Source organism: Microbacterium schleiferi (assembly GCF_015565955.1).
GTDB lineage: Bacteria > Actinomycetota > Actinomycetes > Actinomycetales > Microbacteriaceae > Microbacterium > Microbacterium schleiferi_A.
In genome coordinates this window covers 915,149-937,736 of the sequence record NZ_CP064760.1, presented here as the reverse complement: position 1 = coordinate 937,736, position 22,588 = coordinate 915,149, and the positions used below count along the sequence as shown (strand labels likewise).

The window sequence follows — 22,588 nt, the reverse complement described above, 5'->3', positions numbered from 1 at the left end:
GTGGCATGACCGACAGTGTGAAAGCGGAATCCCGGAACGGTTCGATCGAGGTGCTCCCCAAGGGTGTGATCATCACCACGAAAGGCGCTACGAAAACGATCCCTCTGGAGCAGATCACGGGTGTCGAGTTCAAACGTGCGGGCCTCACCGCCGGGTATATCCGGTTGACGGTGCCCGGGTCGGTTGCGGTGAAGGGCGGGTCTAGCCTCGTGTCGAACAAGAACTATCAGGTTCAGAACGACCCGAACGCGGTCCAGTTCACGAAGTCGTCGAAGAATGATGAGTTCGCGGCGGTTGCTGACGCGATCAACCGTGCGCTGTTGAGCTGACCGCAGTAGGGAACGACGAAGAGAGCCCCCGACCCGACCACCCTCGAGTATGAGGGGGTCGAGCCGGGGGCTCTGTGAGTTTCAAGCGGATCGGGATCGGCTTGAATCTGCACGCTCAGGATTCAAGGAAACCTGAGCTATTGGTGTGTTAGTCGGAACTTCGCGGTCTCGAACGCGAAACGACCGCACGATATTCTTTGCGCCATGAAGATCAGGCATAAGGGAAGCAACGTCACGATCGAGAGGTTCCGCGGACGCGTGCGAATCGAACAACGCACGATCATCGGAGACTATGTCTCGATCGGCGGCGGCACCTCGATTGGCGCTTACGCTCAGCCTGGTGGTGGAGACGGTGTGGTCATCGGGAACGGAGTGAGGATCGGCCGGCGGGTGACAATCGACTTCGCGCCGGGACTCACGCTGGGAGATAACTGTTCAATCGCGGATGACTCCCACGTAACACGCTCTGTCCCTCCCTTTGCGCGCTGGTCCGGGACTGGGATCGAAGATTGACCGGGCCACACGTCGCCGTCGTCGCGCAGTCTTCCGTCGATGGCGGGGCAGAGAAGTACCTGCGAATGCTGTACGGCGATGGTGGGATACCTGGCACACTCTTCGGGTCCATTCCAAGGTGGGCCGCACCTCAAGTCGACGTAGACCTTGGTCCGAAGTGGGGATCAAGAACGCTCTTCACCGGACTGGCGAAACTAAGGAGCGAGCAAGAGAGGCTGGACACGGCAGTCGGTCTGCGTGATCACAGCCTCGCGCATGTCCAATTCAAACGCGAGCAGATTGGTTTCACTCGACAACTGGCCCAAGACATGCCGGTGCTGTGGACCGAACATGGCGTCTTCAACGGTCGAATGCGATTCGCGCTCGGCAACGCGTACAGACGAGCTTCCAGGGAGGCCACAGCGATCATTTGCGTTTCCGAGGAAGCTGCCGCGTCGCTGACGGGCACTGTGTACGACAGGCGCAGGATCGTGGTCATCGAGAACCCGGTTGACACCTCTTCAATAACTCCGCCGAATCCAGACATCAAAGCAGAGGCTCGAGACCGCTTGGGAGTGAACCCAGATGGCCCTCTCGCGATCTGGGTAGGCAGGCTCGACAAAGGGAAGCGCCCGGAGCTTGCTATGCGCATCGGCCGAGAGTGGCGTGGGCAGCTCCTAATTGCAGGAGAAGGGCCTCTGAGAGCAGCGCTTCGTGACGGTGAGGGCGTGAGGATTCTCGGCTTCATGGACCCGACGGATCTGTACCAGGCCGCAGATGTGCTCTTGATGACGTCAGATGGATCCGGTGAGGGCCTCCCTAACAACGTACTGCTGGAGGCCGCTGCGCACGGAGTGCCCGCCGTCGTTGACGGGTCAGTCGCAGCTTTTCGACGGGTCGTGAAGCAAAGCGGCGGGTTACCCGTCCACGGTGACTGGATAGCCGGGCTCGATCTGGCGGTCTCAGAACGTGAGCGCCGCCAGGTGGCAAGAGAATGGGCCGAGGCCCACGATCTCACCACCTGGCGGATACGGCACCGCGAAGTATTCGAGGCTGCCCTTTAGGGCGTGTACGTCGCGCCACTGTAGAGGTTCTTCCAGCTCGTCCCGTCCGAGATTACCGGACCAGCACCACACGCTAGCGATGCGTTGGTGTTCCACATCATTGCGCCTGCCGCCTTGCCGAATACTGAAGCGTCCCCGCGGATACCAAGCGAGTACGGCACTGAAGCGGCACCGTTGGTGTTGAGAAGCACGTTGCCCGTGCTGTTTGATCCTGACGATTCTGCCCCGGTTCCCCTGATAGTGAGGGCGACTGCGGCGGACTGGGGGTAGAGCGCGTACTGGGTGCAGTCGATCCGACGGGCGGCGTCTAGATGAACGACGGTCGCGAGTCCCGAGTGCAACAGTCTTTGACCTGCGTTGTGCCGGAACCCATCGAATCGAACTGTCGAGACGGCCCCCGAATTGGCTCGCACAACAGAGTCACCCAGCGCGACCTCGCCATCACGAAAGAGGATGCCGCCGACCGTAGCACCCTCCAGAAGCACACATACGCAACCGTTCGTGGTGACGGGCCAAACGATGTTCGGGTCGATGAATGAGACTCGATCGACGGTCCCTGCCGTAAGACGAACCAGGCCGACCGTCGTGGCCCGACCAACAGTGATCTGCGGGGTGTCCAAGATCAGGTGTCGGACCCTCGCGTTTGCCGAGTTCATACGAAGGAACGATCTGTCCGCAGACGGCGTGAAGCTCTTTACCCGCAGCTTCAGGGTGCCGATTGTTGCATAGTTCAGCAACTGGACGCCTTCACCGATATCTCCAGTGAAGTCGAGAGCCAGATCCACTGATTCAATCACCGGGGGGGTGGTGTTCCCGTCGCCAGGGTTGATGCGAACCGGGTGGACAGTACGCCCGATCACATGCGCCTTCAGTGACCGTATGGCCACGCCACCAAAGCCTAGGACGCCGCTGGATGACGCCGGGAAGTCAATCACGCCCAGGTCGATCGAGCCGCAGGTACCGCCTGTGGTTTCTTCCTCCACGATGTCTTCCATGATCGTGATACGGGATGCTGCTCCGCCGTTGCGGACGCCACCGATCCGGCCCTCGACCACAACACCGTCAACGAAGTTCCCCTGGCAAGGGTTGATCTTCAAGGCCGAGCCGTTGGTCGTTCCGGAGTTGACGATGTCCTCGATGGTGACACCGACGACATCGCCGGACGTGTTGGTCTGGTCACGGTAGACGTTCCCGCAGAGGTTCACGAGGTCGTCTGTGCAACGCCCGCGCGCATACAGGCGGAGATCGAAGATTGGGCCGACGACCTGCACCCCCGTGCGGTGGACATCGGCATCCCAGAGTCGCACCGTGCCGTGGGAGGCGTTCGTCGGCCAGATGAAGCTGATGCCCGCAGTCGATGTGGCGCGCTGCACCTCGACGCTGTACTGGCGAACGCCGCGTAGGAAGATCGAGTGACCCGCGATAGCCGAGCCGCGAGCAACGCCGGAGTCGGGGCCGTTCGCCCCCCGCTTCGCGTTGCGGATTCTGATGTGGACATCGGCATCGACGTTCGACAGCTGAATGTTCGCACCTGATACCGTAGCGCTTGCTACTGCTGGAATTGTCGTGCCATGCAGCTTGTGGAGGGTGATCGTGCCAGCCCCGGTGTCAACCGATCCGACGAGGCCGATCAGTTCGCCGTAGCCGTTGGACCCAGCACCGTCGACATAGACGGTCATGCCGACCGCTGCGACAGACGCCAGGCTGGTCGTGACGACTGCACTCCCCGACGTAACCGCCGCATCAGTGGCTGTCCCGACAGGCACGCGGTCGCTGTAGTTCGTGACCATCTGGCAGTTTGAACCAGGCAGAAGCGTCAGGTCAGAGGCTCCAAGGTCCAGCAACGTACCAGCTCCGATAATGAGCGTGTCGTCGATCTTGTAGTCCGCACCCGGCTTCCCGTAAACGACCCCACCCCCAGCGAGACGGCAGGCCGTCAGCGCCGTGTTGATCCGATCCGTGTCGTTTTCGGTTGCGTCGCCGAGTGAGAAGACCGCGAGTCCATCAGCTATTGCAGCGGATAGTTCAGGTGCTGCGGCGATGGCGGCCATGTCCGTCTGCGCAGCGGGGACCTTCCCGTCGACGAGCTCGGCGACACCATCATCCGCGCCCTTCTCTGTCGCCGGCAGCGCATCATCGGCCTTCCCGAGAGACGTCTGCACAGCGGCAGCGAGATCCGTCTTCGGGACACCCGTATTGGGCTTCACGTACGCGCCCAGGCCGGCGGCAGTGATCGTGACCTCACCATCCTGACCGTTCACCGCGTACACAGTCGGGCGAGCCACCACCGAACCAGCCGTTGTGGTCTGCTCCTCAAGCTCGTCCAGCCAAAGCGTCGACTCAGACGCCGGCACCACGAACGGCCCGTACTCGTACTTGTCCCCCACCGGCTGCCCGGTCGCGTCCAGCACAGTCACGACCGCCGTGTACGTGTGGGTGTACGCCCCACCCTCGGACACGTCAATGATCTCGTTCGCTGTGGTCAACCAGCCATCATCGTCCGTGACGGGAAGCTCGAACGTGACCGACGCTCCCCGCCCGGATGAGAACACGCCACCGAGGGTTTCGAACAGCTCACCCGTGTCAGCCAACCGCAGCGAACCCGACGAACGAACAGCCACCCTCGCGGTCAGCCCCTTGCCCTGCTCGAGCTCGAGGACGCCGCGGAAACCGACCGTGCGGGTGGGGATGTAGGCAGGCAAACCCATGATGGTGTTCCCTCTCTGAAGTTCAGTTGTAGGTCGGGGTCTTCGCGGAACCCAGCAGGAACCGTTCCACCGCGGGCCACTTCTTCCCCAGTTCACGCGCAGCCCAGTAGTACGCGGCGATCACAGCGCCGACGCACGCACCAGTGAGGATCACCGACACGGTGTATCCGGGTGCGGATTCCGCGAGAATCCCATCGACGTACGCGATCACGTCCCCGACTGCGGGGATGCGGGCGATGAGGTACGCGAGAACCCACCCGACAGCGCCGGGAATGGCGGTGCGGATGGTCGCGAGGATCAGATCCTGACGTGTGTTCATTGGTGGACCCTCCCAGGTCAGTCGTCTTCCATCCACCCGTCGGGCGGATCGGGTAGCCGGATACCCGGCGCGTGAGTGTGGGCGAAGAGAATGAGGGACTGGATGTAGATCCACGACTTCCGGTCCCGCGCCTCGAGCTTCTGGATACGGGCGTCCTGCGCGGCGATCCTCGCTTCTTGCGTGTCGGATCGTTTCTCAAGCTGCCGTAGCCACCAGATCACGATGCTCCCAAGGATCGTGAGGATTCCGGCAGCTACAGCAGCAGCGACCAGCGCCCAGCCGGGAGGAATGTCGATGATCACGATGCTTTCCCGAGTCGGTCGATGAGCGCCTGCACCGTCGCCTGCGCGATCGCATCACTATCAGCAACGACTTTTACGTCCACGCCCTGCGGGGAGTAGATCGACTTCACCAGGTCGTACGCGCGGTCGTTGATCGGGACGTGGATCGGTATGTCTTCTGCGAGGTTCGTGGCTGAGAAGTACGCCCATTCCTCACCCGTGAACGGGTTCCAGAACCCCGGCGCGGCGAGCACGATCCCGTTGCGGTGCGTCGGTGATGCGTAGCTGATGATGCGTGCCGATGTCATGTCGATCTCCTCAGGAATCGTGAACGGTCGGAAACTGATGCTGGCGAGATGCGCTGTCGGTGCGGGAACGTCCTGCCACGGAATGCGCGTCCCGTCCGGTGCGTGCCCCTGAAAGTGGCAATGCTGGCCTGTGGACGTACCTGCTCCGAAGGTTCCCCGGCGCCCGTCAGTGATCGCGCACGATGTTCCGGCAGCGACTCGCGAACCGTTCGGGACACGTCCGTCCTTCTGCACATGGATCGCCTGATGCGCGTACCCGTTCGTGTACTTGAACTGCACGTAGCTCGCGCCGTCGTCGTACATCCCGTAGGTCACGGTCGCGTCGTACGGGGCGAGAACAGGCGACCCGACCGGGTGGCGACGATCCTCACCGCCGCGAGACCCGCGAGCACGGTGGCAATCCCAATCGCACGTCACTTCGTACTTCGTGAACCAGTCGAAAACACCCACGGTCAGTACCCGAACGCGATGTACGGCAACGCCACCGCCACCCCAGCAGCCGACGCCCACAACGTCTGGAAGCCCGTCGCCGAAACCGACGATTGAACCAGCACGGGAAGATTCTGCGCCGCATACCCAGAGTTCTGGTGCGGCATGATCAGCACACCCGCGCACGCGGTGGGAAACGCGGCCGGGAACGTGTGAGTCAGAACACCAGTACCGCTCGTGGTTCCCGACGCGATACCGCCCCGGATGAACGGCACCCCCGTGAAAGCAACGGTGCTCGAGTTGTAGGGCGGCAGTGACGCCACCCCTTCAACTTTCCACGCGGAACCGTCATGCATATACAGCAGGTTTTCGTCGGTGTCGTGACAGTACAGCCCTTCCCAACCGTCCGACTCGAACGCTTCACGATCCGCGGTCGACAACACCATGATGTTGCCCATCTTCGCGACGTGATCCGAGATGATGTTCAGATCCTCAGCCGTCGCTGGCGCACCAGACCCCAGAAACTGGGGCTGCAACCGTGCCCCCGCAGTACCATCAGCGGCCATCCCTGCCTCCTACGTCCTATACGTGACCGTCAGCCGGCCACTGTTCCCATCCGCCCCAACCGAGCGGTACACGTTCCTGCCACCGTGATTCACGCCGACACCACCGTCCGACGCTTTCAACGTGTCGAACCACGACGTCGGCAAAGGAACCTCCCCAACCCGCGGGCTCAACGCAACCGTCGAGGAAACCGTCAACGAACCCGCTGGCCTGACAGCCTGGTTGTGGATACCGAAGTTCGGCGAGTCACCGAACGTCGACTTCGCCGGCAGGTAGATCGACGCGGCAAGGATCACCGCACCGTCCGGAATCGAATCCTTGATCTTCGTGCCGTAAAACCACCCACCCACGTACGAACTCGACGCCCACACCTCATCCGTCCACCACGACGACCCGTACGACCCGGACTGGTCAGCGAACAACTGCACCGTCACCGTCTGCCCAGAACCCGCAGGCGCATCCGGGGTTTCCGTCGCTGTCGGCGAAGCCACCACCGCGAGGACAGTCCCACCAGACGACCAGTCAATGATCACCGGATCATCAACCTCGACCGTGAGCCCGTCAACCACGGGAAGTTCAGCGGTCACACCGGAACCATCCGGGTACTCGACCGTCGCCGGGTTACCGTCAACGGTCACCTTCCCCAACGTGGCCCGGTTTACCGTCGGCCCCACAACAACCAGATCCGGGCCGCGCCGCTCCAACCTGACCGGGTCAGACGGCAACACCCGCAACTGGGTCGCAGCTTTCACCGACAACCGGCGCCCAGCAACATCGACCGTCGCGACCGGGCCGTCCTGAGAAACGAAAACCCCCACGATCGACTCGACCACCGGCACATCAGCGAGGGACCGGGCAACCCATTCCTGGCTACGCATTCGGGACCCTCACCGTCGCTTGCATCGGCTGGTCCTTCGTCATCGTCCACCGGCACACCCGGCCCGTGAAAGCCAACGCCGGGTCCGGTTCCCCACCAGCACCGGGACGGTTCACCGTAACCACGTCGAACTCCAGCCGAGGGTCAACGGTCAACGTGACCGGAACCTCCAACGGGGAACCCTTCGACACCTTCGCGAGATAGTTCGCCACCGCCGTGTCAGCAGCGGACTGAGTTTTGATGAACTCCCGCTGATCAGCCGGGTACTCGATCGGCCGCTCACCAAACGGACCCGTCACCGCGAGCTGACCAGACCGGATCATGTCCTCCGCGTGAATAGGGCGACCGTTCGCGTCCTCGAAATCCCCGAACACCGCGTTGTAGATATCCGCCGACGACATGAACTGTGCGACGTCGATGATCTTCCCGTCGACCTGCCCAAAGTTCAGGACCACATCCACGTCACCCAGGTCATCGGGGACAATCCCGACCGTCCCGTCAGCACGCATGTACGCCCTGCCACCGAGGACACGCGCGAGCTGCTGCACCGCATCCAACCGGTTCCGGGCGTACACCACACTCCGCGGGATCGCCGCATCATCCACGTTCCTAGTCCCCGGCAGCCGGGCGATACGGATCAGCTCCGACCATGCCGACGTCAACGACGACGGGTTCTCAAGCCGCATGAACGGCACATCGGCCTCGTAGAACCGGTCCATCAACGTCAACGTGACCACCGAACCGACCGTCAACTCCCGCCCATGCACGGACAGTTTGTCGTCCATCGACGAGGGGACATCGGTGATCCGGAACGTCCCAATCGGGATCCGGTCCTCATAGGCACCCAACGACACGAGCGCGTACACACGAACAGTCCCACCGAACGGTGACAGTGCGTCACCGATCTGCCGCGGCGAATACGACCGGGCGAAGTCATCCTGAACCACCAGGGTCACAGTCCCCGACGTCTTCACGTTCGCGTCAAGGTCACCCGTGAACGTCCAGTCCGTGAACGACACGTCCTGCAACACGCGTTTCGTGCCCTGCATCACATCCGCGACGATCGTGAACCCGAACGACCCACCAGAGATCACGTCAGCGGTTTGCGGCTTGTGCTTCCTCACTCCCCGCCACCAGCTTTCGAGAAGTCACGGTCGATGTCGAGGCGGGTAGCGTACGCCGCATCCATCTCATCGCGGGTGTCGAACGCTGCATCAATGTCGTCCCGCGTCAGCAGGGGAACGATGATCCCCGGGAACGGCGGCTCAGCTTCGTCAGCGACAAGTTCCCATCGCCGCAAAGTGCCGCCGAGGTGCACGTTCACGGGGACCGCCTTCGGCGACAGCACGCCCGCGAAGAACGTCCGAGGAATGTCGATCAGGGGCGGGGTGCGGACACATAGCACCGGGACGGACTGGTTTTCGTAACCGCCGATCATCGACTCGAACTTGGTGGCAATAGACGCGCTGTCCGTGGACATGAACAGTTCCACGCCCTGCAACCCGAGACGCCGGCCGGTGATGAAAACGGCGAGGGGACGCTGCTCCGGGTAGTACCGTTGCCCGTTCACCGGCCGCGTCAACGCTTTCCCGCTGCTGTCCGCGAGGTCGATCTCGACCGCGTTCCACGGGTCCAACGGGTTATGCACCCACGTTGTTGCGACATCGAGCGTGACCGTAGCCGTAGGTGTGTACCCGAGGCTGATCCCGTCCACATCGAACATCTCAGCCCGGTACTGCATCTCGGTCTGGAACGGGGCCTCCACGTCAACCACCTGGAAACCTGTCGAGACACTAGCCGACACTGCTCCCCGGGCACGCCACGTCCTGCCTTCAGCTACCCGGTACAGAGTGATTGTCGCGACGTCCTCGTCAAGGTCGTCGATGAGGACTTCCACCCGGGGGCACGGTGCCGCGTCGGTGCGGGCTGTCGCGGTCACGGTGAGAGTCATCGCTGCCTTCCCATCCGGATGGTCATCGCGGACTTCCGGTCGTAATCGTCGATGCCCTCCGCGACACGGACTTTCACGAAGTCACGGAACATCGCCGCGTCACCCTCGAACACCAGAACAACATCCCCACCGGTGGTGGTCTGCTGTTGCCCTGCCCGGTACGCGCGGTCCAGACGCGCCTCATACGAGCTGAGGGGCTCCACAACCTCACGGCCACCCGGGTTATCCCCGATCAGCGCGAGCGTCGGACCAGACGTCACACCGCCCTCAGCGAGGCGTGGGAGACGCACGTTCGGGATGTAGTCGATGCGGATACCGAACGCCCCACCGACAGCGTTCACCCCGTCGATCATGCTGTTGATCAGGTCGATAGCGCCGTTCACGCCACCCTCGATCCAACCGAGGATCCCGTTCCACACGCCCTTGACGATCCCGACCAGACCCTCCCACACGTTCCGGAAGACCTGCCCGATCCCGTCCCACACGCCAGCCCAGAACGACACGAACCCGTCGAGGATCCCGTATAGCCATGTCGCGTACCCGATCCACAGGTCTTTGACCCAGTTCAGGAACCCTTCCCACACGTCGCGGAAGAAGTTCCCAACCTCGGTCCAGACACCGTTCCACCAGTCCACGAACCCGTCGATCACGTCAGTGATCCACGAGATGAACCCGGACCACACGTCGGTGATCCACGCGACCACCTGATCCCAGTTCAATACCAGCGCGACGACCGCGGCGATCAGCGCGACGATCGCGAGGATGATCCAGGTGATCGGGTTCGCGAACAAAGCGACGTTCGCCGCCCAGATGGCCGCGGCCCACGCGATGAAAGCTGCGACCAGCACCACACCGATAGCGATCGCGATCGCCGCGAGAACCCACTGGTTCTCCGCGATCCAGTCACCGAACTGTGTCAGCCACGGCATCACGGCCTCGAGCCCGTCACCGAGAGCTGTGAACACGGATGTTGCGAGAGGCTCGAGCGCGACCATTGCGGTGTTCATGGTCTGCTGCCACCGCTCAGCGAATGTCATGGTCTCTTCGCCTACGCCGAGGATCGTGTCACCGGTTGCGCCGGTCGCGGCCATCAGGTCGTTCATGTTCAGAACGCCCGACTGCAATGCGCCGACGAACTGGGATGCACCACGGGTGCCGAACACCTGCCCTGCGAGATCCAACGCAGCCGCGGTATCCCCGGTGTCGATGAACCCTTGCAGTTCCCCGATGACCCGCTGATACGCTTCCGCGGGCTGTTCCCCGTCCTTCGCAAGGTTCACCAGCCCGCGCGACATTGACGTCATGATCTGCGTCGAATTCAGGCCGGCCTTATCGAACAGACCCACCATCGACACGGCGTCCTCGAAACCGAACCCGAGCGCCTGCAACGCAGGGGCATTCGCCTGCGCGCCAGCAGCGAGCTCGTTCAACCCGACACCGGTCGCCTGCGAAATCTGGAACAGGGTGTCCATCGCCCCGGACACCGCGTCACCCTCAACACCGAACGCGGTAAACGCCGCCGTGGTGCCCTGGATATCGACGTCCTCGCCGAGGATCCGGCCCGCCTCGAGGTATTGCGACGCGACGGTCTCGAGCGTGTCGCCGGACAACCCGAGGCGAGTGTTCAGGTCAGCGACCACCGGGGCGATCTGATCGAACGAAGCGGGAACTTCCTTGCCGACGTCCTTCGCGACATCCACCAGCCCGTCAAGGGCGGCTCCGGTTGCTCCTGTCCCGACGCGGATCGTGTTCTCAACGTCCGTGAATGTCTCACCGATCTTGTACAGGCCAGCAGCAGCAGCCACACCAGCAGCCGCGAGACCCGCGCCCACGAGTGCAGACCGCTTACTGAACTGCTTCAGGTTGGAATCGGCGTTCTTGGTGTCCGCGAGAACCTTGATCAGGTAGTCGGTGGAGGTGGTCATCTGCGTCGCCTCCCCGGTCGCCCGATCTTCCGTTTCTGCTTCTGCGTCTCAGCGACGTGCTCGTCGTACGCGCGGGCGAGCATCACCCAATGCCCGTACTCCATGTCGTCGATCACGGGCAGCGTGTACCCGGGGAACACATGCGCGATCCCGATAAACCGTTTCCCGATCTGATCCGCTACCCACGGTTCGGCACGGTTGAAGGCGGTGAGCGCTTCTAGCCCTCGCTCAACTGCCCGCCCGGAACCTCGCCCACCGGAGCGTCGACCGGAGATGAAATGGGCAGGGAGGGCACCGGAGGGTCCGCGACATCACCCGGCTTCTCATCCCGGCTGTCACCGGGCTCCTGGATAACCTCGAACTCGTCAATGTCACGGTCGATCAGGTCGTCCCACTTCGGTTCGTAACCGGCGTTACGCAGCGCGCACCACGCCGCGAACGCGGTCCCGTACACGGCGGCGTCTTTCTTCTCCCACTCAGAGAAGTTGATGCCCGACTCGTTCTGGAACTCAGCCAGAATCCGTGTCGTCTTCCGGACCACAAGCTCATGCTCGATGCCCTTGATCTTGATCTTCACTGCGCCCTCCTAGAGCGTCCTGTTCGCCTGTTCGACCGCGTCCGCGATCACGTCGTTGATGCGGTCACGCATCAGATCCCGCAACTCACCTGTGGCGGGTTTGAAGAAGTACGGGCGCCCCTGCTGCTCAACCCACGTATCCGAACCGAACACCGGGTGACGGATGAACTTCGCCTGGAAGATCCGGGCCATGTTGAACCCGTCACGCTTGGGTCCGGTCGTCTTGATGTCGATGCCCTGCCGGGTCTTCCCCGCCACAATCCGGGTCTTCAACCCCGAACCGATCTCCTCACGGGTTCCCGCCGTTGACGGCCCGCCCTGCGCCAGCTCAGCTTGCTGCGCACGGATGATGTCCTCCCCAGTCGCCCGAAGCTCGCGACGCAGATTCGTCGCGAGCTTCGGGTTGATCTCCTTCAGCTTCCGCAGAAGGTGGGGCAGGTCAGGGGAATCGATGCTGAACTGGATCCCCTGCTCGGCCATCAGAGTGCAGTGTCGCCGGTTCGGACCACGAGGTAGATCGCCTGCGCCGCCACGTCATCATCGAACGCTTTGAACGTGAGATCCTGTGCCGGCGCGTTCTCCGTGTCCGGCTCCGGAAGACCATCGTCGAACCGGATCTGCGGGCACACGATCTGCACGGTCGGCTTGTTTCCCGACGTGATGTCGGTGAGCCCCTCGAACGTTGCCACCAGGGCGAGAGGGGTGTCAGCGAGGACCGCGTCACGGAACGTGTTGGACTGGTACTCCTGCTTGATCGAACCGGTGATCATCGCCCGACCGGGAACCCCGGCGCGTCCGATCAGCCCACCGCCGCCGATGAACGCCTGACCCTCATCGCCGCCGTGATCCACGCTGATCGAGAAATCGGTGACTGTCCCGACCTCGGTGCCGCCAGACGCGAGCGCCGTCGAGGTGGGGACAGTCACGGAACCGCCAACGATCAGCGACGCACCGACGAACTGGAAATCCTCCGTGTCGTCCGCGTACGACGCAGTTGCGAGAGTGACGTCGGTCTTGTACTCCTTCGCCACCCACGACGACTTCAACGTGAGAAGCCCTGCCTGCGCGATCGACAGTTCGAAGCTGTTGCAGAACGCACCGACGAGAGTGATCGGAGATACCGTCCCCGACGCGTCCGCCATCACAACACCGACCTGGATCGTCGCGGACGGTTTCCGGTTCGTGGTACCGAACGTGAACAACTGCTGGTACAGGTCCGTCGAAACCTCCTCCGAGGAACCCGTGCCCATCAGAAGTTCGAACATTGTCCCGAACCCGCTGGACATCACAACCTGCTCAATGTCGAGAGTGCCGCGCGTCGCAGTCACCGACCGGTGCTTACCGCGCTCCACACGCCCACCAGGACGCGCACCGTCACCCTGCTCGATCGTCTTCTCGAACTTCGGCGGAGCACTGTTGAACTCCAGGAACCGGTCCACGGTAACCGCAGTGCCGAACGTCGATTCCTTCTTGAACCCGAGCTGATGCTCGACCATGCTTGCCATCAGGACTCACTTCCCTTCTTACGTGTGGGCGCCACCTGCGTGAACACCTCGGACTGTGCGAGCAGACCAGCCCCGACCTCGTCGGAAACCTCGAACTCGACACCGGGGCAACGACACCCGCGGTAGGAATGTGGAGTCGCCCCTGCGGCGACCGGTGTGTAAGCAGCATTTCTGGGGTTCCTTTCATCCCGTGATACGGACACGGCCCTCGAATTCGAGGCCGACGCCGGCCGTATAGCCGGTCGTGTCTTTCGCCTGATACGAGAGCGTGTCAACCTCGATACGGCTGAGGAAACAGTGGCGGGCAACACCACCCAGCGTCGTGTTCTCCCGCACGTACTCCTCGAGTTCCCCGACCCGGTCGTACAGGTACTCCTCCGCTTCACGCGCCGCACCGATAGGTCCCGAACGCACAGCCCAGAACTCGACCTGGACCCGCAGCGTTTCGTCGCGCGGTTTCGTCGGCGCGAACGGTCCCGGCTGCTGGTCGGTGTCCCCACCGACCCAGTTCGCCCACTGCCCCCGGGCGCGGATCGCGCGCCCCCAGTTCTGCTCAAACTCCGGAGCCGAGGTTTGGAACACCGACACGGCAGCGTCGAACAACGCCTTCTTGAGGACGTAGAAACCGGTGCTTGTCCTGGAACCGGCCATCACGCAACCCCGGGGAGGGAATGAGTCGCGGACGCAAGCTCGAGGACGCGCTTCGGGACAGCGAACCCGGACGGTGTGACACCCATCGGGCGGTCACCGTACGAGCCAGGCACACCCTCGATGGTCTGCTGTCCCACCTGCCATAGGTGGCGCACCAGTTCTCGGGTAGCTAGTTGCAGGTTCGGTGCCACACCTTCCGACCCGGTGCGATACAGGATGCGAACTACCTGAAATCCAGGGTCGAATCGCTCACCATACTTGCCGCGCTTGAGAATCGCGGCGGACTTGTTCACTACGTAATCGGTGATCGCGGTTCCGTCTACCTCGACGGACAAGACCTCGGACGGTCGGTCCCACAGAAGCACGCCCGTCTTGCCGCCGTCCGCGTACTGCTCGACCGTGCGGATCAGGACCGCCCCAGCGATGTCTTCGATGATCGGGGTCGCGGCGGCAACGTAGAGCCGCACCATGTCCCTACTTGCAGTGTCGGCCTTCGATGCTGTGTTCCACTGCAACGACTCCATAGCGTCGTCGACGCTTATCAGGAATCGCGGGTCAGCGGGCCACACATCGATCGTGTCGGTGTACACAACGTCTGCAGTGGTGTCATCCCACCGGAGCAGGTAACGTCCCGCGAGAGGAGTGGCGACCGTCGCAGAGTACGTGTCGAACGTTTCCGTAGCAGACACCGCGTCGAGCTGTGTCCCGTCGGGACGGGTGACCGTGACGGTGACCGTGTGCGAGGTTGTGGTCGTCCAGGTGACGGTTTGCTCGGTGCCGAGGTCGATGGGCATGGGAGCCTCCTACCGGTGAACGAGCGGGCGGTGATCTGCGGTGTCCCGGTCGGGCTGCTCCGGGCGATCCTCGGGCTGCTCGACGGGGCGTGTCTGGTTCTCCATAGCGACCTCCCGGGCGGCGAGGAACTGTCTGTCGTCGAGCCAGTAGCGGCGGCGGTGCGGGAGCATCGCCCCGGTGTGAGCGTGTATCGGGAACCCGAGCGACTTGATACGCCGGCAGAAGTAGAGGTCTTCCCCGAGCCACAGCCCGTTCAGGGGAAGGTCACGGAACCAGCACCACGCGTCACCCTCGTGCGGGTCCGCGTTCTCACGGATCGCTTCGAGGACCGAGCGGTGCACGAGCAGGCACCCTGTGCCTGCGGCGTCGATCTCGATCACCTCGTTCTCGGGGTAGTTGATGACCGGTTCCACCGACACACCGTCGTCGGCCTGCCGGTACAGGTGAGGGACGGGCCGTGGCAGCAGGCCCGGTGACGGCCATGTCCCGAAGTAGAGCCCAGCCACGACGGGCCGGGTTTCGGCGTGCGCGGCAGATACGAGTTTGTCGAACGCGGGAACGCTGAGCTGCTCGTCCGAGTCGATCATGAGGATCCACTCGGCGTTCATGTGATCAAGGAACGTCTTCACGACCTCGTTGCGTTGACGTGACAGCAACCCGCCCTCGATGCGGATGATTCCGTCGACCCGGTCAGACCGGGCACGCATCACCTCGATGATCGACGTCATGAACGCCCCATCAACCTGGCCGGGGTCGATCCACGCGATCGTGACCTTGTCTCGTGTTCTCACTGGTTCTCTCTCTTTCCTGTTGGGTCGGTGCGGGGGTGGGGAACAGGAACCCCAACCCCACACCTGATCGCCCTGATCGGGGGCGACTACTTGCGGGTCAGAACGTCGGTGCGACCAGACCCGTACCGGAGATCACCTGCACGGACGCCTGGTGGCGGTGCGGGATGAACGCGGCGAACCCGAGAACGCGGTACAGGATCGCGTTCTCTTCCGCCTTCGTTGCGTCGAACGACGCGGTCTCCATGTCCGACTCCCAGAGCCACAGGTCGTCACGTCGCAGAACGAACGCGACATCCTGGTTGGTTGCGGCTCCAAGGTTGGTCGGGATGTTCGGGTCGACGTAGACCGGCAGGCCAGCCCACGTTCCCGCGTACCCTTCCGCGGTCGGCCCACCCGTGATGCCGGGGGTGTTCTGGCCGTTCGCTGTCGGCGGGATGAGGGGGCGCCCTGCGGTGTCGTACCCGTTGAGCACCCACAGCCACCGGTTGGGGTGCATCAGCAGCGTGTCGGCCGGCAGGAACCGTGTCCCGTTCATCGCCGCCTGCGCGCCGAGAACCTTCGAGTAGAACGAGTTCGTCGTCGAAGTAGATGCCTGCGTCGGCTGTGTGGTCGTGTACGTGACGGTCGTTCCGGCTGTGATCAGACCGCGGAGCTGACCATTCGCAGCCGAACCGGCGATCACCTGACCGTCAAGGACCGCAGCGTAAGCGCGTGCCAGGTCGTTCAGGATCACGCGGTCGAGGGGAACCCCGGACTGCCGCAGAAGCGCGATCGGCACGGTCTGCTTACCGCTGATCTCGGCGATACCAGACGACACCGACGTCGAGGTGAAAGAACCCTCGGTGATCGTTGTGTTCTGGGTCTGCGTGACAGCCGGGGTGGTGTTCCCCGTCGCCTTGGGCAGGTTCACCGACGCGACACCCTCAGGAAGAGTGTCGGGCTGCATGAGATCAGCGGTGACGCGACCCGCGCGGGCGATCTCCACGAAATCCTCGACGAGCCACAGCGGAGGAGCGAACTCCCCACCGGAACCAGCCGCGGACGACGCGGCGCGAACCTGCGAGTCGGCGAGTCGGCGGATCGCGTCCTGAGCTCCGGTCGTAGCACCATAGAGGTCACGGAAGTACGAAACCTCCGTGTCGCCCTTGCGGTACACCGGGTTCGGTTCGCTTGCCACACGAGCGGCGGGCGCCGGGTTCACCGGCTTGCGCTGCTCAGCGGCACGCTGCTGTTCGGCGTCGGCGTCACGCTCAGCCTCGACCTGCGCGATCTGCGCGTCGAAACCAGCGAGTTCGCTGCGCGCCTCGCCCAGCTCGGTGACGATCGACATGGACCGTTCCTGCTCTTCGGCGCTCAGCGCGTCACGGGTGGCGAGAACGCCTCCCTCGGCGCGAAGAGCGTCGATCTTCGATGCGGCTGCGGCGCGCTTGGCCCGCAGATCCGCGAGGAGCTTCTCGAACATGAGAAGACCCTCCTTCCTCCCCAACATTTGGGGAATCGGGGGTGCGCGGTGCGTCGCTCTTCTGGCGTGGCCGTCCGTCATCTGCATGGGCCGTGCTGTGCGCGGATGAACCTCCACCGGGATTGGTGGAGGGAGATTTCACAGAGACGCGGTGAGCGCGTCTTTCACGAGGACTGCTGCGAGGGTGTCCTGAGCGACCGAACGAACCGGGGCGTCCTCAACAACGTCGATGGGCTCGGAACCCGCGAGGCGTTCCTGCCCGCGCGCGACCAGCGCACGCAGCATCGGTGCTGGGAGATCCTCAACTGCCGTGAGTGCCTGCTTCACGCGGGCACTGATCGACGTGTTCGGGTTCGCGCCGTAGTTCACCGCAGACACGTCGCCACGATCCAACTCGACATCGAGGATCCGGTACTCCGTGTAGTCAGGTGACCACTGCCCCCGCACGATCCGGAACGCGAACGACATCTGGTCAATGTCGCCGTCGTTGATCGCGATGACCATGTCGCGCACATCGGAACGCTCGGGGTTCAGGAACGCCTCCGTCGCGAGACCATGCTCGTCAACAGACAGGAACAACGTACCCGACTTCGTGCGGGCCATCGTCGTGCCGCGGTGATTCAGGAGGAACGCAACATCCGGGTCACGGGACAGCGTGGCGTCGAACGCACGGGCGTCGATGATCTCCTCGTACGGCCCCCAGAAGTCGTACATCTCGTACGCCTGCTCAACCGTCGAGGCGTACCCATTGACCTGGTAGAACTTCTTCCCGTCACGTTCCACGAGCTGCGCGCGCATCTGCGCGCCGAACTCCTGCGAACGCGCCGCGGTCGACGGAACCTGCCCGGGCTCAGCGAGAGCCGCAGCACGGCGCCCGTCGATGTCAGCTGCGATAGCGATAGTCATCTCGCATCTCCTCTCTGCGCACCCGCAGGGATCTCCTTGAACTCAGTCGGGAACAGGGTCTTGAACTCGTCGATCTGCTCCGGTGTGTAGGGGGCACGGTTCAGCAGTTCGCGCGCCTCGGACGGCGCAACCAGCCGGTCTTTCACCTGCTGCCCGAGCATCGTCGAAACCGTCTCCGGGTCCATCCGCAGCAACGCGTCACTGTTGAACTTCACGAACCGGGGCTGCGGCAGAAGCTTCGACAGCGCCCGCTCCCGGCGTGTGATCGCCGGCCCCAGGTTGTGGACAAGGAACTGCAGGTTGCGTTGGGTGATGTTCGCGTACGTGATGCTCGAGCCCTCAACAGCCGCGTCGAAAAGGTCACCGGGGACACCGAAGAACCGCCCGATCTCGATGTCCGTGAACCGCATAGTCTCGATGAACGTGGCCTGCGCTGCCGCAGCGTCGATCGGCTTGTACTCCCAGTCCTTGCCGGTGACGAACGGTTCCCCGTTCTCGATCGCGACCATGAACCGGGCCTTGATCGCCTCCGACTCTGCCGGTGGGACTTTCGCTTCCCCGTACTTCAGGTGCGCCGTCGGGACCAGCCCGCCACCGAACCATGCCGCGGCGAACTCCTGCGCCGACTCGTACTGCTGCAACGACAGCGCCGCGTACGCCACCGGAGACATTCCGACGACCATGCCGGAACTGGTGAACTGCCGCTCATGCCAGACATCCTCGGAGTCGCGTTTCTTCCCCTGAATCCAATACTCGACAGCACCTCTGACTGAGGTGATCCTGTAGTCCTCACGCGCGACCAGGTCGATACGGCGAGGCTTCCCAACACCGTCCTTCTCGGTGATCAACCCGACCGTGTTGCCCAGACTGTCAAGGTCCGACTGGGTCGAGTACATCCACTCGACGATGTCGACCTGCGACCCGCCAGGCTCCACCAGCACGGGCGGTTTCGGAACCTCCACCTGACCCCACGGCACCTTACGGAACGTGTCGATCGGCAGCGTCGACACAAGATCAGCACGCAAGCGAACACACGCCCACATCGCCGAATGCCCAAAGTGAGACTTCTTCGACGGTCGCCGCGACCACTGCCCAGTGCGCGACACGATCGGAGCGAAACCAGAACCGGAGGCATCACGGAACAGAACACTCATCCGCGACCCCTCGAGTCCACATGTACGACATCCCGATGCACGCCGCACCAGCGGCGATCAACGCGACCGGAACCATCCACAGCCACAGGCCCCACACGATCAGCCCAACACCAGCGAGCTCGAGCAATGTCGTGGCGACTGACTTGAGGTTCTTGTTCACGCGGAACTCCTTCCGGTCAACCGACCGTCTCGAGGATGTCCGGTAGCTCTCTGTCGGTTTCGATGCCGAACGCGCGTGGTCCGATAGATGCAGCAACAAGGGGGCTGATGATCGACGTCGATTTGCGGACATCCCACACGCGGGCGTCTCCGCTTGACCACGCGGCACCACCCACCGCAACGTCAAGAGGCAACTGCCCCGCGGCGCGGTGGACAATCACAGGAGGTGTGCTGGTGACACCGTCGTAGAACTCCGCGCACGACGTGGCATAGTCCTGACGCGACAACACCACCAGTTCGATGCCGGCACGTTCGAACGTGTCAGCCATCACCGCCGCTTGACCACCCGGCGCGCAATACACCCGCCGCGGCATCCGCGGGTTCCGTTCGAACAACTCACCGAACCACGGCACAACCCAATGCGGCGATCGGTCATGTTTCACAAGCTCGACCTGCACCTGACCGGCACCATTACATCCCGTCCACGCCGCTGTCGCCCACGACCTGTCGTTCGTCACATCGAACGTCGGAACCCGCGCACCAACAATGTCGTCGTCGACACCAGCAGCAGCCCACACGTCCGGGTTGAACACAGCATCACGGCCCAGCGGCGCCCAAATCCCGAGACGTTCCCGACGGAACTGCTCATCCGACCCCGTGTTCTTCGCGAGAGTGTCGAACTCGTCACGCACGTACTCCTCGGAGATCCTGATCCCCAGGCCAGGGTTCGCGTCGTACCACGCGTCAACGTCATCCGAAGCGGTGTCGTCCGGGACGGACCATTCGTAGTAAGCGAGCCGGTCAGCAGACTCGTCCATCGCGAGCTTCCGCAATGCCGCCAACTGTGTCGATTCGGGCATCCCAGCCGACGACGTGAACCACACCTGCGGGTTCCCCTGCATCGACCTGGCAGCCATCGTCGGCAGCAACGCCGCCATCTCATCCAACGTCAGCGCGTACGCCTCATCCAGAACAACCAGATCCCCGGTGAAACCACGACCCGAACCCTTAGACCGGGCCGCGTACAACAACCGGTTACCGTTCTTCAACGTCACACCGGGCTTGTTGCCCGTCCGCATCCCCGGCACCCGCCGAGCATCATCATCAAGCTCAGCGTCCTCAATACCCTCGACGTACTCGAGCAGCTCCGGTGTCGAACGCAACCGCGCCATCATCGACGTCATCGCCTCGTTTGCGGTCTTGTACTCGTGCGCCGTATGAACGATGACCTTCTCACCGAACAAGAACAGCCCGGCAAGTTCACGGGCCTCGAGGATCGCGTTCTTCCCGTTCTGCCTCGGCACCACCAGACACGTACGGAACGCCGTCCACCGGCCATCCTCACGCTCACCCAAAGAGCCCCGAAGAACACGCTCCTGCCACGGATCCAAAAACAGGCCAGCTATCGCAGCAAGATCAATCGCATCATCCGCCGCCGTCGAAAAATACGGAGGGTAGAACTCAACCCGCGGAACCTGCGAGCCTTGCCGCGCGTCGGTTAGCGAGCTCATCCAGCTTCGACTCCTTCGCCCTACCAGCAGACTCAAGACGCTTGACCTCAGCCACGTCAGCAGCATGTTGCTTCAGCAACGCCGCCGAACCCGGAGCGCCAGCTCGGATCAACTCCTCCGCAGCAGCAACACGCCACCGCGCTTTCGCCAGCAGATCAACCGAATCACTGGCCGAATCATCCGGCTCAGCATCAGCCGGAGGCATCGGAACAACAGCAGCAAGAGAACCCCGGCGCGCCTCCACACGACCGTTCTTCTGATCACGAGCAGCCTGAGCACAAGCCTCATCAACCGGCTCACCACGACGCACATGACGCACATACGCAGCCCTCGTCCCACACGGCTTCAAATCCCTAGGCATGTGAGACCCTCCCCGATGTGAGACCTAACAAACCCCCGTGTGTGAAATTGGAAGACGGCGCGGTCTTCTGTGGTGTTCGTGTGTTCTAAAAAAACGGGCGTGTCACGTCCAGTCGGGGGATGTGGAGAGTTCCTGGCCTGTTTCGCCTCGGCGTTTCGCGTTGGTGCGGTGCGCTCCCCCACGGGAGTTGCACGTCGCGCACTGAGGCCCGTAGTTCTTTGGGTCGAACGGGTCAGTAAGGCCGAGGTCTACGTCGATGTAGTGGCCTACCGTTATTGCTTGGGGGTGGGGTTTCCGCGCTGAGGCGAGGAGGGCCTTGCCGCAGGACCAACAGGTCTGGTGTTCACCTCGTGCTCGGAGTTCCTTGAGGCAGGCTGCGTGGCGGGGGTCGTGGTGGATCTTCGACATCAGTCGTCGAGCCAGTCGCCGCAGCACGCTTCCGCAGCATCGAACGATTCCCACGGCTTCTCACACACGGGGCACTCGAACCTCGGGTCGGCTTGCTCGGTGACGAGCTGTTCGATGTCGGTCACAGGAGCGCCAGCCTTGCTTCGATCAGGTCCGGGTCGTGATCATGCTCGGGATGCTTCACAAGGAACTTGCCGATCGCGTCGAGCGCGTCACCCTTGTCCCGGGACTGGGCTCCAATGTGGTCAAGCATCGCGTCCGTGACCCTTGGGATGTCGCGGACCATCAGCGGTGGTTCCTGTTCCGGTGCCACATGTACATGCGGTGCTGCACCCGGTACGGGGCGAACGCGAGCACCAGCAGGGTCACCAGGAGTACACCGAATCTGCGGAACATGGACATCATCCGTCGGACATCTTGGCGGCGAGCCGCCGGCACATGTCGCAGTGGTTCGTGTCGAACCTGTCGCCGTGGATCTCGGGGAAGAAGAAGTAGTGACGGAACCCTGATCGGACCTGCGCATCGTTCAGTTCGGACGCCCGATCATGGACCGTGCTGAAGTCACCGACGAGCGGGGTGAACTGTGGGGGACGCTCCGGCAGTGTCGCGTCCCGCTCTGCGTCCCGCACCAGCTTGCTGCCGACTACCTTGTATGCCTCTCGGCGGTAGCGGAGCTCGAACTTGAGCGGTGCGATCACAGGCACGGCACGCCTCTTTCCTCGAAGTGTGGTGTCCCGCCGCGCATCACCGGCTCCTGGGGCAGCTATTCCCGCGGTCACGGCGCTATGGCCGGCTCTGCGCGGTTTCGTGTGCGTGTAGGTGTGAGCGTGTGGCGGAGGGACAACTTGCCCCCGGGCTTCATGGGCCAGTCACAGGCATTACGCTTCGCGGCTATGTAGTCCGCCTTGCTACCCGGGGGTCTTCTGCGGAGGTCGCAACTTCCCCGCCGTTTTGACAGCAGGCTCCGCATTGCATACCCCGAGGAGTCGAACCTCGCACGCCTGGTTTTGGAGACCAGCGCTCTGCCGCTGAGCTAGGGGCACCCGGACGGCCTCACCCGA

At 63.1% G+C, this 22,588-nt stretch carries 25 protein-coding genes and 1 tRNA gene; 2 read left to right on the top strand and 24 right to left on the bottom strand.

Annotation, left to right across the window (positions count from 1 at the left end):
- The first annotated feature begins 5 nt into the window (after positions 1-5).
- A complete protein-coding gene (locus IT882_RS04445; protein ID WP_195693341.1) occupies positions 6-329 on the top strand; it encodes a DUF4429 domain-containing protein in 324 nt (107 codons plus the stop codon).
- Between the two features lie 509 nt (positions 330-838).
- The gene (locus IT882_RS04440) at positions 839-1,885 is read left to right on the top strand and encodes a glycosyltransferase family 4 protein (protein ID WP_195693340.1); all 1,047 of its coding nucleotides are present in this window, start codon (positions 839-841) and stop codon (positions 1,883-1,885) included.
- Here the strand turns inward: IT882_RS04440 and IT882_RS04435 are convergent.
- The 24 genes from IT882_RS04435 to IT882_RS04325 form a co-directional block, all read right to left on the bottom strand.
- Positions 1,882-4,302 (bottom strand): hypothetical protein, encoded by a 2,421-nt coding sequence (locus IT882_RS04435; protein ID WP_195693339.1) that lies wholly within the window; start codon positions 4,300-4,302, stop codon positions 1,882-1,884. The genes IT882_RS04440 and IT882_RS04435 overlap by 4 nt on opposite strands.
- A 313-nt stretch (positions 4,303-4,615) precedes the next feature.
- Positions 4,616-4,912: a hypothetical protein gene (locus IT882_RS04430; RefSeq protein WP_195693338.1), complete on the bottom strand. Its 297-nt coding sequence runs from the start codon at positions 4,910-4,912 to the stop codon at positions 4,616-4,618.
- Positions 4,913-4,929: 17 nt separating this feature from the next.
- Entirely contained in the window at positions 4,930-5,214 is a 285-nt protein-coding gene (locus IT882_RS04425) for a hypothetical protein (protein ID WP_195693337.1), read from the bottom strand.
- On the bottom strand, positions 5,211-5,951 hold the full coding sequence (locus IT882_RS04420) for a M23 family metallopeptidase (protein WP_195693336.1): 741 nt from the start codon (positions 5,949-5,951) through the stop codon (positions 5,211-5,213). The genes IT882_RS04425 and IT882_RS04420 overlap by 4 nt, the downstream gene beginning before the upstream one ends.
- A 2-nt stretch (positions 5,952-5,953) precedes the next feature.
- Positions 5,954-6,496: a gp53-like domain-containing protein gene (locus tag IT882_RS04415; protein WP_195693335.1), complete on the bottom strand. Its 543-nt coding sequence runs from the start codon at positions 6,494-6,496 to the stop codon at positions 5,954-5,956.
- A 9-nt stretch (positions 6,497-6,505) separates the two neighbouring features.
- Positions 6,506-7,372, bottom strand: coding sequence for a hypothetical protein (locus tag IT882_RS04410; protein ID WP_195693334.1), 867 nt, complete (start codon positions 7,370-7,372; stop codon positions 6,506-6,508).
- Entirely contained in the window at positions 7,365-8,495 is a 1,131-nt protein-coding gene (locus tag IT882_RS04405) for a hypothetical protein (RefSeq protein WP_195693333.1), read from the bottom strand. Before IT882_RS04405 ends, IT882_RS04410 begins: the two co-directional genes overlap by 8 nt.
- Positions 8,492-9,322, bottom strand: a complete 831-nt coding sequence (locus IT882_RS04400; protein WP_195693332.1) for a hypothetical protein — start codon at positions 9,320-9,322, stop codon at positions 8,492-8,494. Before IT882_RS04400 ends, IT882_RS04405 begins: the two co-directional genes overlap by 4 nt.
- Positions 9,319-11,247: a phage tail tape measure protein gene (locus IT882_RS04395; RefSeq protein ID WP_195693331.1), complete on the bottom strand. Its 1,929-nt coding sequence runs from the start codon at positions 11,245-11,247 to the stop codon at positions 9,319-9,321. The genes IT882_RS04400 and IT882_RS04395 overlap by 4 nt, the downstream gene beginning before the upstream one ends.
- 217 nt (positions 11,248-11,464) lie before the next feature.
- Positions 11,465-11,824: a hypothetical protein gene (locus IT882_RS04390; RefSeq protein WP_195693330.1), complete on the bottom strand. Its 360-nt coding sequence runs from the start codon at positions 11,822-11,824 to the stop codon at positions 11,465-11,467.
- Positions 11,825-11,833: 9 nt separating this feature from the next.
- Complete coding sequence (locus tag IT882_RS04385) at positions 11,834-12,304, bottom strand: hypothetical protein (protein ID WP_195693329.1); 471 nt, start codon at positions 12,302-12,304, stop codon at positions 11,834-11,836.
- Complete coding sequence (locus tag IT882_RS04380) at positions 12,304-13,329, bottom strand: phage tail tube protein (RefSeq protein WP_195693328.1); 1,026 nt, start codon at positions 13,327-13,329, stop codon at positions 12,304-12,306. The genes IT882_RS04385 and IT882_RS04380 overlap by 1 nt, the downstream gene beginning before the upstream one ends.
- Before the next feature lie 183 nt (positions 13,330-13,512).
- Complete coding sequence (locus IT882_RS04375) at positions 13,513-13,980, bottom strand: hypothetical protein (RefSeq protein WP_195693327.1); 468 nt, start codon at positions 13,978-13,980, stop codon at positions 13,513-13,515.
- Complete coding sequence (locus tag IT882_RS04370; protein WP_195693326.1) at positions 13,980-14,774, bottom strand: hypothetical protein; 795 nt, start codon at positions 14,772-14,774, stop codon at positions 13,980-13,982. Before IT882_RS04370 ends, IT882_RS04375 begins: the two co-directional genes overlap by 1 nt.
- A 9-nt stretch (positions 14,775-14,783) precedes the next feature.
- Positions 14,784-15,566 (bottom strand): hypothetical protein, encoded by a 783-nt coding sequence (locus IT882_RS04365; protein ID WP_195693325.1) that lies wholly within the window; start codon positions 15,564-15,566, stop codon positions 14,784-14,786.
- Between the two features lie 97 nt (positions 15,567-15,663).
- Positions 15,664-17,028, bottom strand: a complete 1,365-nt coding sequence (locus IT882_RS04360; RefSeq protein ID WP_195693324.1) for a phage major capsid protein — start codon at positions 17,026-17,028, stop codon at positions 15,664-15,666.
- Positions 17,029-17,166: 138 nt separating this feature from the next.
- Positions 17,167-17,934 carry an HK97 family phage prohead protease gene (locus IT882_RS04355; protein ID WP_195693323.1) on the bottom strand — a complete coding sequence of 256 codons (768 nt, stop codon included), beginning with the start codon at positions 17,932-17,934 and terminating at the stop codon, positions 17,167-17,169.
- Positions 17,931-18,977 carry a phage portal protein gene (locus tag IT882_RS04350; RefSeq protein WP_267490563.1) on the bottom strand — a complete coding sequence of 349 codons (1,047 nt, stop codon included), beginning with the start codon at positions 18,975-18,977 and terminating at the stop codon, positions 17,931-17,933. The genes IT882_RS04355 and IT882_RS04350 overlap by 4 nt, the downstream gene beginning before the upstream one ends.
- 91 nt (positions 18,978-19,068) lie before the next feature.
- Complete coding sequence (locus IT882_RS04345; RefSeq protein ID WP_195693321.1) at positions 19,069-19,248, bottom strand: hypothetical protein; 180 nt, start codon at positions 19,246-19,248, stop codon at positions 19,069-19,071.
- Between the two features lie 16 nt (positions 19,249-19,264).
- Positions 19,265-20,758, bottom strand: coding sequence for a terminase large subunit (locus IT882_RS04340; protein ID WP_195693320.1), 1,494 nt, complete (start codon positions 20,756-20,758; stop codon positions 19,265-19,267).
- A gap of 768 nt (positions 20,759-21,526) precedes the next feature.
- Positions 21,527-21,652: a hypothetical protein gene (locus IT882_RS16875; RefSeq protein ID WP_267490540.1), complete on the bottom strand. Its 126-nt coding sequence runs from the start codon at positions 21,650-21,652 to the stop codon at positions 21,527-21,529.
- On the bottom strand, positions 21,649-21,813 hold the full coding sequence (locus tag IT882_RS04335) for a hypothetical protein (protein ID WP_195693319.1): 165 nt from the start codon (positions 21,811-21,813) through the stop codon (positions 21,649-21,651). Before IT882_RS04335 ends, IT882_RS16875 begins: the two co-directional genes overlap by 4 nt.
- Positions 21,814-21,928: 115 nt before the next feature.
- On the bottom strand, positions 21,929-22,231 hold the full coding sequence (locus IT882_RS04330; protein WP_195693318.1) for a hypothetical protein: 303 nt from the start codon (positions 22,229-22,231) through the stop codon (positions 21,929-21,931).
- A 266-nt stretch (positions 22,232-22,497) separates the two neighbouring features.
- Positions 22,498-22,572 (bottom strand) — tRNA-Trp (locus IT882_RS04325).
- Between the last annotated feature and the right edge of the window lie 16 nt (positions 22,573-22,588).

Bases quoted from the DNA above. Each gene is read 5' to 3' on its own strand.
- IT882_RS04385 (WP_195693329.1), bottom strand. From the start codon at position 12,304: ATGGCCGAGCAGGGGATCCAGTTCAGCATCGATTCCCCTGACCTGCCC.
- IT882_RS04430 (WP_195693338.1), bottom strand. From the start codon at position 4,912: ATGAACACACGTCAGGATCTGATCCTCGCGACCATCCGCACCGCCATT.
- IT882_RS04410 (WP_195693334.1), bottom strand. From the start codon at position 7,372: ATGCGTAGCCAGGAATGGGTTGCCCGGTCCCTCGCTGATGTGCCGGTG.
- IT882_RS04340 (WP_195693320.1), bottom strand. From the start codon at position 20,758: ATGAGCTCGCTAACCGACGCGCGGCAAGGCTCGCAGGTTCCGCGGGTT.
- IT882_RS04415 (WP_195693335.1), bottom strand. From the start codon at position 6,496: ATGGCCGCTGATGGTACTGCGGGGGCACGGTTGCAGCCCCAGTTTCTG.
- IT882_RS04335 (WP_195693319.1), bottom strand. From the start codon at position 21,813: ATGGTCCGCGACATCCCAAGGGTCACGGACGCGATGCTTGACCACATT.
- IT882_RS04350 (WP_267490563.1), bottom strand. From the start codon at position 18,977: ATGTGGGCGTGTGTTCGCTTGCGTGCTGATCTTGTGTCGACGCTGCCG.
- IT882_RS04380 (WP_195693328.1), bottom strand. From the start codon at position 13,329: ATGGCAAGCATGGTCGAGCATCAGCTCGGGTTCAAGAAGGAATCGACG.
- IT882_RS04445 (WP_195693341.1), top strand. From the start codon at position 6: ATGACCGACAGTGTGAAAGCGGAATCCCGGAACGGTTCGATCGAGGTG.
- IT882_RS04400 (WP_195693332.1), bottom strand. From the start codon at position 9,322: ATGACTCTCACCGTGACCGCGACAGCCCGCACCGACGCGGCACCGTGC.
- IT882_RS04375 (WP_195693327.1), bottom strand. From the start codon at position 13,980: ATGGCCGGTTCCAGGACAAGCACCGGTTTCTACGTCCTCAAGAAGGCG.
- IT882_RS04355 (WP_195693323.1), bottom strand. From the start codon at position 17,934: ATGACTATCGCTATCGCAGCTGACATCGACGGGCGCCGTGCTGCGGCT.
- IT882_RS04395 (WP_195693331.1), bottom strand. From the start codon at position 11,247: ATGACCACCTCCACCGACTACCTGATCAAGGTTCTCGCGGACACCAAG.
- IT882_RS04370 (WP_195693326.1), bottom strand. From the start codon at position 14,774: ATGCCCATCGACCTCGGCACCGAGCAAACCGTCACCTGGACGACCACA.
- IT882_RS04360 (WP_195693324.1), bottom strand. From the start codon at position 17,028: ATGTTCGAGAAGCTCCTCGCGGATCTGCGGGCCAAGCGCGCCGCAGCC.